The 13,345-nt window shown below is 37.7% G+C and carries 11 protein-coding genes; 4 read left to right on the forward strand and 7 right to left on the reverse strand.

What is annotated here, in order from left to right; genetic code table 11:
- Nucleotides 1-114 precede the first annotated feature (114 nt).
- Nucleotides 115-2,295, forward strand: a complete 2,181-nt coding sequence (locus B2C77_RS05125) for a malate synthase G (protein WP_101933504.1) — start codon at nt 115-117, stop codon at nt 2,293-2,295.
- A 352-nt stretch (nt 2,296-2,647) separates the two neighbouring features.
- On the opposite strand, the gene B2C77_RS05130 is transcribed toward B2C77_RS05125, so the two are convergent.
- The 6 genes from B2C77_RS05130 to B2C77_RS05155 form a co-directional block, all read right to left on the reverse strand.
- On the reverse strand, nt 2,648-3,220 hold the full coding sequence (locus B2C77_RS05130) for a CBO0543 family protein (protein ID WP_077702664.1): 573 nt from the start codon (nt 3,218-3,220) through the stop codon (nt 2,648-2,650).
- 125 nt (nt 3,221-3,345) lie between these two features.
- Nucleotides 3,346-4,566: an MFS transporter gene (locus B2C77_RS05135; protein WP_077702665.1), complete on the reverse strand. Its 1,221-nt coding sequence runs from the start codon at nt 4,564-4,566 to the stop codon at nt 3,346-3,348.
- A gap of 458 nt (nt 4,567-5,024) precedes the next feature.
- Entirely contained in the window at nt 5,025-5,582 is a 558-nt protein-coding gene (locus B2C77_RS05140) for an O-acetyl-ADP-ribose deacetylase (RefSeq protein ID WP_077702666.1), read from the reverse strand.
- 184 nt (nt 5,583-5,766) lie between these two features.
- A complete protein-coding gene (locus tag B2C77_RS05145; protein WP_077702667.1) occupies nt 5,767-7,110 on the reverse strand; it encodes a gluconate:H+ symporter in 1,344 nt (447 codons plus the stop codon).
- Nucleotides 7,111-7,162: 52 nt separating this feature from the next.
- A complete protein-coding gene (locus B2C77_RS05150; protein ID WP_176087278.1) occupies nt 7,163-7,846 on the reverse strand; it encodes a GntR family transcriptional regulator in 684 nt (227 codons plus the stop codon).
- A gap of 355 nt (nt 7,847-8,201) precedes the next feature.
- Nucleotides 8,202-9,071, reverse strand: a complete 870-nt coding sequence (locus tag B2C77_RS05155) for a LysR family transcriptional regulator (protein WP_077702669.1) — start codon at nt 9,069-9,071, stop codon at nt 8,202-8,204.
- A 149-nt stretch (nt 9,072-9,220) separates the two neighbouring features.
- Here B2C77_RS05155 and mmgD point away from each other — a divergent pair, with 149 nt between their 5' ends.
- The 3 genes from mmgD to prpB are packed head-to-tail and all read left to right on the forward strand — an operon-like array spanning nt 9,221 to nt 12,709.
- A complete protein-coding gene (gene mmgD / locus B2C77_RS05160) occupies nt 9,221-10,327 on the forward strand; it encodes a citrate synthase (RefSeq protein ID WP_077702670.1) in 1,107 nt (368 codons plus the stop codon).
- A gap of 24 nt (nt 10,328-10,351) precedes the next feature.
- Nucleotides 10,352-11,788 carry a bifunctional 2-methylcitrate dehydratase/aconitate hydratase gene (locus B2C77_RS05165; protein ID WP_077702671.1) on the forward strand — a complete coding sequence of 479 codons (1,437 nt, stop codon included), beginning with the start codon at nt 10,352-10,354 and terminating at the stop codon, nt 11,786-11,788.
- Nucleotides 11,789-11,806: 18 nt separating this feature from the next.
- Nucleotides 11,807-12,709: a methylisocitrate lyase gene (gene prpB, locus B2C77_RS05170; protein ID WP_077702672.1), complete on the forward strand. Its 903-nt coding sequence runs from the start codon at nt 11,807-11,809 to the stop codon at nt 12,707-12,709.
- 254 nt (nt 12,710-12,963) lie between these two features.
- Here prpB and B2C77_RS05175 read toward each other — a convergent pair whose 3' ends face one another.
- A complete protein-coding gene (locus tag B2C77_RS05175; protein WP_077702673.1) occupies nt 12,964-13,170 on the reverse strand; it encodes an aspartyl-phosphate phosphatase Spo0E family protein in 207 nt (68 codons plus the stop codon).
- Between the last annotated feature and the right edge of the window lie 175 nt (nt 13,171-13,345).

Consider the following 13,345-nt stretch of genomic DNA (forward strand, 5'->3'; position numbering starts at 1 on the left):
ATTATACTAAAATCAATAGCTAAAAGGAATAACACTTATGCAAAACGGATATTTCAATTTTATGATTTTTAACATTACAATAGAGTAAATAAAGGATTACAGAGGGGGATAACATTGACAGCGTATATAACGAAAGGCAATCTGCAAATTGCTACAGAACTTTATGAATTTGTTAACAAGGAAGCATTACCAGGCACGGGATTGAATCAAGAGAAGTTTTGGCAAGATTTTGATGAACTCGTTACCGATTTGGCACCTAAGAACAAAGCATTATTGGTTGAAAGAGAGAAAATGCAACAAAGAATAAATGATTGGCTTCAAACAAATGATTTTGAAGATCAAGAAGCGTATACGTCATTTTTAAAGGAGATTGGCTATCTAGAGCCAGAAGTGGATGATTTTACGATTACAACCGAAAATGTGGATGATACGATTACAAAGCAAGCAGGGCCGCAATTAGTTGTCCCTATTGATAATGAACGTTATGCGCTAAATGCTGCCAATGCGAGATGGGGGTCGCTTTACGACGCATTGTACGGTTCAGATGTGATCTCTGAAGAAGATGGCGCGGAAAAGGGGGCGTCATATAATCCCATTCGTGGGCAATGGGTAATAGAATTTGGAAAAAAATTTTTAAACGATCATTTCCCACTGCAAACAGGGTCTCATGCCGAAGTGACTCGGTATTTTGTAAGTGATGGGAATTTGCATATTAGCTTAGAAAATGGTGCAACAACGGCATTAAAACATACGGCGCAATTTGTTGGTTATCAAGGTGATGTTGCATTACCAACAGCTATTCTTTTCGTTCATAACGGTTTACACGTTGAAGTGCAAATAGATCCGTCGCATCCAATAGGTAAAACGGATGTTGCTGGGGTAAAAGATATTGTATTAGAAGCAGCGACAACGACAATTATGGACTGTGAGGATTCTGTAGCTGCTGTGGATGCAGAAGATAAAACGCTTGTTTACCGAAATTGGTTAGGGTTAAATAAAGGTAACTTATCCGCTACATTCACCAAAGATGAAAAAGAAATCACCAGAACGTTGCATGCTGATCGTACGTATAAAGGTCCAAATGGAGAAGCGATTACATTGTCTGGACGAGTGCTGATGTTTGTGCGAAATGTAGGGCACTTAATGACAACGAATGTGATTCTCACGAAAAACGGAGAGGAAATTCCTGAGGGGATCATGGATGGTGTGTTCACTTCACTTATGGCAAAACACGATTTATTAGGAAGCGGGCGTTATCGAAATTCACAAGAAGGCTCGATTTATATTGTAAAGCCAAAAATGCATGGCTCAAAAGAAGTTGCATTTGCGAATGAATTGTTTCATCGAATTGAAGATATGTTAGATTTAGAACGATATACGATTAAAATCGGGGTTATGGATGAAGAACGAAGAACATCATTAAATTTAAAAAACTGTATTTATCAAGTAAAAGAACGCGTCGTATTTATTAATACGGGATTTTTAGATCGAACAGGTGATGAAATTCATACATCTATGGAAGCCGGTCCAATGATTCGTAAAGGGGAAATGAAGACATCGGCTTGGTTACAGGCATACGAAAAAAATAATGTGCAAACAGGGCTGCAAGCAGGGTTACAAGGGAAGGCGCAAATTGGTAAAGGAATGTGGGCGATGCCAGATTTAATGGCTGATATGCTTAAACAAAAAATTAGTCACCTTACAGCAGGTGGGAATACGGCTTGGGTACCGTCGCCAACAGCAGCGACATTACATGCATTGCATTATCATGAAGTGGACGTAAAAGCAGTTCAAGATCAGCTTGCCAAAGAGAAGCAAAGTTATCAGACTGATATGTTGCAAGTGCCAATTGCTAAGCAACCAAATTGGTCGCATGAGGAAATACAAAATGAGTTAGATAATAGCTGTCAAACATTGCTTGGCTATGTCGTTCGTTGGGTGGACCAAGGCGTAGGATGCTCGAAAGTTCCTGATATTCACCATATTGGTTTAATGGAGGATCGAGCAACGTTACGAATTTCCAGTCAAATGTTAGCTAATTGGTTGTATCATGGTGTTTGCACAGAAGAACAAATGATGGATTCCTTAAAAAGAATGGCAAAAATGGTAGATAAACAAAACGAAGGTGATAAAAATTATCGTTCGATGGCCCAGAATTTCGATCGTTCGATTGCCTTTCAAGCAGCTTGTGACCTTATATTTAAAGGAAAAGAACAGCCTAATGGATACACCGAGCCTATTTTGCACCGCAGACGTCTTGAAGTGAAACAAAACGAATTACTATCAAAACAATAAAGAAAAGGTTTTCATAAAGGGAGGAAAGGTGAATTTTTATCTTTCCTTTTTTCATGGTCTAGGAAATTATAAAATTTTGCAGCTGTGGATAAACTTACTAAGTTATTTAGCCACGTCCGGCTCCAGCGCCCAGCAACTAGGCGACTTCACGAATCGCCCTACGATAAGTCATCATTGGTTCGTGCAACACCGTCTCACCATGATTCCTAAAACTTTAGTTGCTTCGTTCCACTCGCTACGTTGCTAACCGGGCGCCCCGAGCCTTTGTTCCTATTTTAAACGGTTTATCGTATAAGTAAAAGCATCCCCTTTTCTAACTATAGAAAATTGGCTGGGAATGAAAGAACTGCATCTACGTATTTTTTCTTGCAGGAATTTTTTCGTAGCCTTGAATATGGAATAACCAATAAGAGGCAAAGAATAGAAATAGAAAGATAAAAAAGTCATAAAATGTGGACCAGTTTTTTGGATTGTAAAAATCTAATGCGTTGAAAAGGTTCATTCCTCCAAAAGCCGCAATAGCCGCAAAGATACTCCCTTTAATAAGGGCATTCGCTTTTGGTTTGATTTGCAACACAAACATAACAGCAACAGGAGCTAAAGCTAAATGATAAGGGAGAAAAAGAATCGGTGAGACGGGTGAAAATTTCATAGGATAAGACCATAATCCATAAGATAATGAGACTAAATCAATTATTAAAGATAGCGCAATGGTTAGAAAGGCGCAACCTAATAAACGTCCTGTGCTATGTTTAGTTCTAAATATAACCCAAAGTATCCAGGGAACGACAAATAAAATAATGCCTAGCCACCACTGCCATGAGAATAGAAAAGCTTGGAACACGGCATCTGTAATTATTCGATTAATTTCAATTAATTTTGCTGCTGCTGCATCTGATTGTACTAAACCCTCTTTGACTGTCATAGAATGCTCCTTATCATTTAAGCTGTTTTTATTATTTGCTTATAGAAAAAAAATATGTATGGGGAAGGAGAAGAGTCTCTTTTAATCAAGACTCCCAACTATCTCCAGCTGATTAAAGATTCGTTTTATCCGCTTTCTGCAATAATAGCTTCTTCTCCACGAATAAAAAACCATACAAAAAAAACCAACAAAAAACTAACGATACCCATGGTTATATAACTGAAATGAATATAGTGGCGCATTGCTAAAGATATAACTGGGGGACCTAAAGCGACACCGATAAAACGTGAAGAACTATAGAAAGCCGTGATCGTTCCTCGTTCTTCTTTATCAATTCCTTGGGTAATCAGTGCGTCTAATGTAGGCAGTACAGCGCCAATAGCAATTCCTAAAATAGAAGAAACACTTAACAATAGATACAAGTTATTACTTGAAAAGCCAATGAACACGACAGTTACTGCGACAATAGGCAAACTAATTAATAACACACGTTTCATCGTTGCTAAATCACCCTTTATTTTCCGACCAGTAATAAACGATGCGAGGCAAAGTCCAAACAATGGAATAGCTAATACCAACCCTTTTGTCACTCCAAATAGCTGATGCTGTTTTTCAAAGATATCAGAGAGAAAAAACAAAACACCGAATAGTATAAGCATGAAATGAATTCCAATTAAAAAAACGGTATATAGCCATTTACCTTCTGTTTTAAAGGTGTTTTTTGTTCTCTGGATAAATTTTCGCAGAGGTTCTACTTCGTCTGCTTGTTTTGGTACTTTAATAAAAAAATAAATGAGCACAGTAGAAATAATACTAAAAACAGAAATAGAGAAAAAAGGTATATACCATAAAAAAGCGGCAAATAGTGCGCCGAGTATAGGGCTTAGTACTTTTCCGAGCGTGTTAGATGTTTCAACAATACCTAAGCAAGCGCTTGTTTTCTCATCATCGCCTTTAAATAAATCTCCTACTAAAGGCAGTACAATAGGGAAGGCCCCGGCTGCTCCTATGCCTTGGAGAATACGACCAATAATAATCCATGTGAAAGGTTCTGTTAGTTTCCACGAGGCAAAACCGGCAATTAAACCACCAATAAAAGCGAAAATTAAGCTGATTAAAATAACGATTTTTCTACTGTAGCGATCCGATAAATAGCCTGCTACTGGAATAAGAAAAATGGCAGCTATCGAGTAGCTTGTTATGACCATACTTGATTGAAAGGAGGTAATACCTACTTCTTTTTCAAAAATTGGCAGTACAGGGATAAGCATTGAATTTCCTAGTGTCATTACAAGTGGTATGGAGGCAATGCTAATAATACTCCATGTTTTAGGTTGGTTTGTCATGATTACATGCTCCATTCATTGCACTTTTTCTCTTATCATGCCAAAAGCAAATTTTCTTATACAGAAAATACGTTGGAGCATATAGGTTATAAATCTTTCTAGAAATTGTTTCTAAAGTTGATGAAGTATAGAGAAGAGGGAGGAGAGTAAATAATTGTAGAGGCTTTTATCCCAAAAACAATGAATGGAATAAAAGCCTGTTGTCTAGAAAATTAGAAAAAAGTCACTTCCGGCCCCATTATCCAGCAACTAGGCGGAATCACGAAATCGCTCTACGATAAGTCATCATCGGTTCGTCGCTAAGAGGAAGGCTGACTAAAAACGGGCTTTCCCCCTGATGTCGGCATCCCCCTATTTTAGTGGCATGATTCCATTAAATTCGTTGATTCGTTCCAGTCGCTACGTTGCTAAACGGGCTCCCTGTGCCCTTTGTTCATACTTAGCTTATGCTCGAATAGCTAAAGGGAATCAGTTATATTTTTCAAAGCAGATTGATAAACACGAAAGTCAGCTTCGGAAAAGAGAACCATTTTAACTTGACCAAATGTAGCTGTCTGCAAATAGTTCGTAATTGCTCTTATAGCTATTTCTGCTGCTGCTTTAATAGGAAAACGATATACACCAGTAGAAATAGATGGAAATGCAATGCTTGATAGATCAAGTTCTTTAGCAAGTTTGAGTGCTTGCCGGTAGCAGCTTGCTAACTGCTTGTCTTGATTTGGATGATGGGCATTCCAAATGGGTCCTACCGTATGGATTACATAGCTTGCAGGTAAATTATACCCAGCAGTTATGACAGCTTCTCCAGTTCCTAAAGGCTCGCCTTTTAGCTGTTCTTTACGGATCTTTCGACAAGCTTGCAATAATTCTGGTCCTGCTGCTTGATGAATTGCTCCATCAACACCACCGCCACCCATCAGCGAGCCATTTGCTGCATTAACGATTGCTTCTGTTTCTTCTTTCGTTATATCTCCAATGGTTAGCTCCAACCTATTTTCACCGATTATGATGTGCAACCCAACTCCCTCCTTTAAATAGAGAACTTCCACTTTTATTTTGGTTGAAAAAGACGGTATTGTCACCTAAGTGATCGCTTCATTTACATGATAAGTAAGTATAAGTAGATGAAGGCGTTTCATCGCCATAGCGACTTCGCGATGGCCATAGTTTTTCAAATTATAAAGCGTTGACAATAAACTATTACACGAAAATGTTTAATAGTAAGATGAAGATAAGACCACTTATAGAGATAACAGTTTCTAACATCGTCCACGTTAAAAATGTTTCTTTTATTGTTAAACCAAAGGACTCTTTAATAATCCAAAAGCCAGTATCATTGACATGTGATGCGATAAGACTACCAGCTCCTGTAGCTAATACCATTAGTGCCAAATTAACATCTGACCCTGCCATTAAAGGAATAACTAGCCCTGCTGTCGTTAATGCTGCGACGGTAGCTGACCCCTGAGCAATTCTTAAGACTGCTGCAATTAACCAAGCTAAAATAATAGGCGAGATGGAACTACCGTCAAATAAAACAGCAACATAATCGCCAACGCCACCATCAATTAAAACTTGTTTTAGAGCTCCACCTGCACCAATAATTAATAGCATCATCGCAATAGAGCGTATAGAACTTTCTGCAGCGCTCATTAGCTCTTTCATGGGAATATTACGTGCTAATCCCATCGTATAGATGGCTAATAAGACAGACAAAAGCATCACGGTCGTCGGCGAACCAAGCATTGAGAAAAAATCAAATATAAAACCTGATTTATCGCCTTGAAATAAAGAGATTATGGTAGATAGCATCATTAATAAAACTGGAAATAAAGCTGTAAATGCGCTAATACCAAACCCTGGTGTTTCTTCTAATTTAAATTGCTTCGCTTCTCCAATTTCTGCTAGGCTACCGCTTTCTAATTTATCAAAAGCAGAAGGAGCCCATTTTTTTGCAAATCTAGCAAAAAACGGTCCGGAAATGAATGTAGTTGGTATAGCGACAATGATTCCATAAAGTAAAACCATGCCTATATTTGCATTATATTCTTGTGCAATGACGGTTGGTCCCGGATGTGGTGGTAAAAAACCATGTGTGACAGACAATGCTGCCACCATTGGTAGACCAAGAGATAAGAAAGAAACCTTTGTTTGCTTGGCAATTTGATACACAATCGGAATAAGCAATACTAATCCCACTTCGAAAAATAATGCTATACCAAGAATGAAAGAAGCAATAACGACTGCCCATTGAATTTGTTTTTCGCCAAATTTTTCAATGAGTGTAATAGCAATCCGTTGGGCACCGCCTGCATTGGCTATTAACTTACCAAGTATTGCGCCTAATCCAAATACAAATGCGATACTTCCTAGCGTTCCTCCCATCCCGCTTTCAATAGATGCAACAATGTTTTTAAGAGGCATTCCTAGAGATAAGGCAATCAAAAAAGCAACGATAATTAAAGAGATAAAGGTATGTATATTCCATTTCATAATCAGTATCAGTAGTACGATAATTCCTAAAGCGACAATAAATAATGGCATAGATTTCTCCTTCTTTCTAGTTTAGTATAGGTATCTTCAAGTTTGCAGGAGATTAATGATGATGTTTTCTTTCTTTTTCAAGCATATGGTGCGTGTTAAAATTGTTTTCAATGGCTTTGGAAATAGAAACTTTATCCTTATCTTGAATCGATTTCAGCATGAGTTTATGATTTTGCACAATTCTATCAGCATCCTTTGGGGCGTCTTTAAACCTTCGCCTCATTGACAATAAAATAAAGCTTTCCATAGTTGGACGCATTTTTGACCACATTAGTAATATTCTCTTATGATTGATACATCGAACGATTGTTTCATGGAAATCCAAATCGTGAGCAGTTAAACTTTCAGCATCTTTAAATTTAACTGCAATATACATCATGTCGATAATTTTAATTAACTGTTGTTGGAGAGCATCCGTATCCAACTGAATGATGCGTTCAAGCACAAATTGTTCCATCATTTTTCTTATATCATAAAGCTCTTCAATGTCTTTATCTGAAAAGTCTAAGATGACAGCCCCCATCTTTTCAAGTTGAATGAAACCTTCAGAAGCGAGAATTTTTAGAGCTTCTCGTACAGGAGACCGGCTCGTATCAAATTGTTTAGCAAGCTTATTTTCAGAAATTATGGTATCGCTTTCAATTTTCTTGGAAATAATTTGCATGCGAACTTCGGCGGCTATTTTCTCTCCCGTTGACAAGTTATGTAACCATTGCTCTGGATAAAGCGCATTCATTTTCATCCTCCTTATACGCGTTTGATAGTATACTTGTATACAAGTATACTATCAAACGTGCTCTGTATATGTAAAGGCTTTAATATCGTATTCTTAAAGAGACAGGATCATTTGTAACGATTAATCAATTCCAACACAAAAAAGTAATCCCCCCTGCCGGCCAAGTAGGAAGTAGATTACTTTTTACTTCACACTATAAAAAAGTACAGAATTTTTAGGGTTTATATAGTGTCTCATCGCTGTGTGGGGTTTTGCATGCAAAATCCACTTTGTATCTAAAATGTTTTTAAAGCTTTCACACGTTCTAATTCTAAATCATGTTCTTTGTGTTTTTAACCCCCGATTCAACTAGTTTCTATAATGCTTTCACATCAAGTGTTTCAATAAACTGGACGAATGCTTTTACAATGTTGAGCTTTAACGTTTCTTCATGATAGTACATCCAAGTTTTTCTGGTCACGGATTCACCCGACGGTAAATGAATTGGTTTAATGAATAAATCGGTGTGCGGACGAACGACAAGATTGGCTATAACGGCATAACCAAGTCCATTAATGACCATCTCTTTACATGTTTCAACTTGATTGACTTGAATATTAATATTTGGATTTTGTTTATAGGTGCTATACCACCATTGATCGACAATACTTCTCATTTTCTCATCTGTATGGTAATCAATACGAGGTAAATGAGGAAGGTCCTCCCATTGGAAATCCCACGGAGAAGCAATACAAATCTCTTCTTCATATAGTAAATGTTTATTTTCATTCCAAATATAATCACCTTTGATAAATCCAATATGTACATCATGATTTAAAATAAGGCGGTGCATTTCACTACTCCATCCTGTGACTACCTGAAATTCTACATCTGGGTAACTTTGCTTAAATAAACGTAATAATTTCGGCATTTTATTCAATGCGAAAAAATTTGATACGCCGACTCGAATCGTGCCAGCAAACTGATCTTTCATATTATGAAGCTGTTCTTCAATCCTTCTTTGTTCATACAGCATTTTTTGTGCGTGAAGAGCCAACTGTTCTCCTTCTGGTGTAAACGTAATCCCTCTCTGTTTACGTATGATAAGCTGGACATCATAATATGTTTCCATTTTTTTTAAACGAGATGTTAAGGTTGGTTGAGATAAAAACAGCCGTTGTGCAGCTTGTGTAATATTTTCCGTCCGATATAATTCCGCCAACATTTCCCAATCTTCCGTTCTCATTAAAAAACACCCCGTTTTCTTGTGTTTTGATATTGAAAAAATTTATGTCTAGTAATTAAAATTATATATTTTCCTAATCTTCAATTCAATTCTATAATATAAATAGAGAAAATAAAGAAAATTAACGAATAATTTTAAGGAGGATGTTTATGAGTACGAATCAGCAGTTTGTCCCTGGTTTAGATGGCGTTATTGCAGCAGAGACGGCTATATCATTTCTTGACACAGAACAAGAAAAAATCATTATTCGCGGGCATGAATTAATCGATTTGTCGCAAAATAATGACTATATTGATGTTGTGCATCTTTTGTTAGATGGTAAATTACCAACTGCTTCTAAAAAAACGGCTCTTGAAAAGAAGTTAACCTCTAATTACGATATACCAGATCAAGTGATGCAAATTTTATCTCTATTGCCAAAGCAAACACACCCGATGGATGGATTGCGGACAGGATTGTCAGCGCTTTCTGGATATGATGGAGATATAGATAATCGCTCTTTAGAAGCGAATAAAAGTAGAGCATATAAGCTATTAGGCAAGTTGCCAGCTATTACGGTAAATAGCTTTCGTCTAATTAATGGGCAAGAGGTTGTCAAACCGGATCCAACACTTTCTTACAGTGCAAATTTTTTATACATGATTACAGGGGAGAAACCAACAGCGTTTGAAGCGGAAATATTTGATCGTACATTACTACTTTATAGTGAGCACGAAATGCCAAATTCAACATTTACTGCTAGAGTTATCGCTTCGACAAATTCCGACCTTTATGGAGCCTTGACAGGGGGAGTTGCCTCCTTAAAAGGAAATTTACATGGTGGTGCGAATGAAGCGGTAATGTATATGTTAAATGAAGTGAAAACTGCCGCTGCTTTTGAAGAATTAATTCAAAGAAAGCTTATCAATAAAGAAAAAGTAATGGGCTTTGGGCACAGAGTGTACATGAAGAAGATGGATCCAAGAGCGTTAGTGCTGAAAGACGCTTTAAAGCAACTATGTGAGAAAAAAGGGGACTACACATTATTAGAAATGTGTGAAGCTGGAGAAAAAGTAATGCGAGAGGAAAAAGGTTTATATCCTAATCTCGATTATTATGCAGCACCTGTGTATTGGATGCTTGGCATTCCAATCGGTCTTTATACGCCGATTTTCTTTAGTGCACGTACAGCGGGATTAGTTGCACACGTCATAGAACAGCATAACAACAATCGCATTTTCCGTCCGCGTGTTCATTACATTGGAGAAAGTTATTAATCTAGATTGAAGGAGTGATCATGAATGGTACAAGTGAAAGATGAAAGAAAGACAGATCAACTATTAGAAGAAATAGCAGACTATGTATTAAATAAAGAAGTTACTAGTGAAGAAGCTTTTTCCACCGCACATTATGTGTTAATCGATACATTAGGTTGTGGGATATTAGCTCTTAATTATCCAGAATGTACGAAACATCTTGGGCCGATTGTACCCGGAACAGTAGTACCAAATGGCGTGCGCGTTCCTGGGACTTCCCATGTACTAGACCCTGTGCAAGGAGCGTTTAGTATTGGAGCGATGATTCGTTGGCTCGATTATAATGATACATGGCTTGCTGCAGAGTGGGGGCATCCATCTGATAATCTTGGGTCTATTTTAGCAGTGGCTGATTTTATTAGCCGCCGGAATATAGCGAACGGAAAAGAGCCGCTTAAGGTGAAAGATGTATTAGAGATGACAATTAAGGCACATGAAATTCAAGGAATTCTTGCTTTAGAGAACAGCTTGAATCGTGTCGGACTTGATCATGTTTTATTTGTGAAAATCGCCTCGACGGCTGTCGTAACGAAAATGCTTGGTGGTACGAAAGAAGAGATTATTCATGCATTATCCAATGCTTGGATTGATAATTCTAGTTTACGAACGTATCGTCATGCACCGAATACAGGATCTCGTAAATCTTGGGCTGCTGGTGATGCAACGAGCCGAGCTGTTCGATTAGCGTTAATGGCTTTAAAAGGGGAAATGGGTTACGCGACGGCGTTAAGTGCTCCAGGTTGGGGTTTTCAAGATGTGTTATTTAATAAACAAGAGCTTGTATTAAAACAGCCTTTAGATAGTTATGTCATGGAAAATGTACTTTTTAAAGTATCTTATCCTGCTGAATTCCATGCCCAAACAGCAGCAGAAGCGGCGATCGAGCTTCATCCTGAGATAAAGGACCGCTTAGATGAAATTGATCACATTACGATTTCTACCCATGAATCAGCAATTCGCATTATTGATAAAAAAGGACCGTTGTATAATCCAGCTGACCGTGATCATTGTTTGCAATATATAACAGCTATCGGTTTATTAAAAGGAAATATTGTGGCAGAAGATTATGAGGATGATGTTGCTGCTGACCCAAGAGTGGATATGTTGCGGGATAAAATGGTTGTTACAGAAAATAAAGCATACACAGAGGATTATTTAGATCCAAATAAACGTTCCATTGCAAATGCCGTTCAAGTTCATTTCAAAGATGGCACGCAAACAGCAGCAATTGAACGTGAATATCCATTAGGGCATCGTTTTCGCAGAGAAGAAGCAATTCCAAAGATATTAGACAAGTACGCAGCTAATTTGGCGACACAATTTGCTAGCAAACAGTTGCAGGAAATTGAAGCCATTAGTTATGATTATGGTAAGTTAGCGGAGATGGATGTAAACGAATTTATGGAATTATTTGCGAAGTAACGAGGAGGACATCAAAAGATGGCATGGATTGTCGATGAACCGAAAACACAAAAAGAGTTAGCAGAACAATTCAAAGAGCTCATATACGCAGAGGTGATTTTACAAATTCCTGGAGCCCATGACGCAATGGCAGCGCTCGTTGCTAAACAAACAGGTTTCCATGCGCTGTATCTATCTGGGGGGGCGTATACTGCTAGTAAAGGCTTACCAGATTTAGGAATGGTAACATCAACAGAAGTAGCTGACAGGGCTAGAGACTTAGTTCGGGCTACGAACTTACCAGCTTTAGTAGATATTGACACGGGTTTTGGCGGTGTGTTAAATGTAGCTCGGACAGCCCAGGAGATGTTTGAAGCGAATGTTGCTGCTGTACAAATAGAAGATCAGCAGCTACCAAAGAAATGCGGTCATTTGAACGGGAAACAGCTCGTCACAAAAGATGAGATGGAACAAAAGATTCAAGCAATTAAAAAAGTAGCTCCTTCGCTAGTAGTCGTTGCTCGGACGGATGCCCGAGCGAATGAAGGGTTAGACGCTGCCATTGAACGAGCGAATGCGTATGTAGCTGCTGGAGCAGAAGCGATTTTTCCCGAAGCGTTACAAACGGATGAAGAGTTCCAAGTGTTTGCTCAGAAGGTCAATGCGCCACTTTTAGCAAATATGACTGAATTTGGAAAAACACCCTATATCACTGCTGAAGAATTTCAGCGTATGGGCTTTAAAATGGTGATTTATCCAGTAACTTCTTTACGTGTTGCAGCTAAAGCATATGAACGAATCTTCAAGCTGATTAAAGAAGAAGGTACACAAAAAAATGGTGTTACAGATATGCAAACGAGAAAAGAACTGTATGAAACCATTTCATATGATGACTTTGAAGCGTTAGATAAAAATATTGCGAAAACTGTGCTAGGAGAATAATTGAGAACAGGCTTTACTGTGTTAACAGTAGAGTCTGTTTTAGTGTGAGAAGATTCTAAAAACGGTCAAGGCAGATAAACGATGGGAAAGGATACAATTGATTTTTAACAGAAGAAGTAATGTTTACCTGCCTCATCTATATAGGGTAAAGAAACAATAGTGTCACCTTTTTGTTTCACAATTCGTGATATGGAATCATCCATTCACAGAAAAATTCACCAATACAATGAGTGGTTATTCATTCATTGTATGCATTAAGCTAGAAAATAAAAAAAAGTAAAGCTAGCCACATAAAAAGGTCTTAAACTATTGTGTAAGTTTAATAGCTTGTCAAGCTGTTGACTGCATTTTACAGTCCTTCGATCAGTTAACCCGTACTTTAAACCTAATGTAATCATTTCTTTCTTCTTGTCATGAATACTTGCAGCCAATCTAGATGGATTTGGGTCAATCACTTTCATGGTTACAAATCTTCCTTTCTAATTTGAAAATTTTTAGGTGTTATGTCGGAAACACACAAAAATAAGTATGCCATTTATTTGTTAAATTGCAAGAGTTTCCACAAAGGTTGTCAAAACATCTGAAAATATGACAAAATTATTTATAAAAACGTTCACTTATCGCCCAATCTATATA

Origin of the sequence: Virgibacillus dokdonensis (genome assembly GCF_900166595.1) — a bacterium.
Taxonomy (GTDB): Bacteria; Bacillota; Bacilli; order Bacillales; family Amphibacillaceae; genus Virgibacillus; species Virgibacillus dokdonensis.

Bases quoted from the DNA above. Each gene is read 5' to 3' on its own strand.
- B2C77_RS05130 (WP_077702664.1), bottom strand. From the start codon at position 3,220: ATGACAGTCAAAGAGGGTTTAGTACAATCAGATGCAGCAGCAGCAAAA.
- B2C77_RS05135 (WP_077702665.1), bottom strand. From the start codon at position 4,566: ATGACAAACCAACCTAAAACATGGAGTATTATTAGCATTGCCTCCATA.
- B2C77_RS05145 (WP_077702667.1), bottom strand. From the start codon at position 7,110: ATGCCATTATTTATTGTCGCTTTAGGAATTATCGTACTACTGATACTG.
- B2C77_RS05150 (WP_176087278.1), bottom strand. From the start codon at position 7,846: ATGAATGCGCTTTATCCAGAGCAATGGTTACATAACTTGTCAACGGGA.
- B2C77_RS05155 (WP_077702669.1), bottom strand. From the start codon at position 9,071: ATGAGAACGGAAGATTGGGAAATGTTGGCGGAATTATATCGGACGGAA.
- mmgD (WP_077702670.1), top strand. From the start codon at position 9,221: ATGAGTACGAATCAGCAGTTTGTCCCTGGTTTAGATGGCGTTATTGCA.
- B2C77_RS05165 (WP_077702671.1), top strand. From the start codon at position 10,352: ATGGTACAAGTGAAAGATGAAAGAAAGACAGATCAACTATTAGAAGAA.
- prpB (WP_077702672.1), top strand. From the start codon at position 11,807: ATGGCATGGATTGTCGATGAACCGAAAACACAAAAAGAGTTAGCAGAA.
- B2C77_RS05175 (WP_077702673.1), bottom strand. From the start codon at position 13,170: ATGAAAGTGATTGACCCAAATCCATCTAGATTGGCTGCAAGTATTCAT.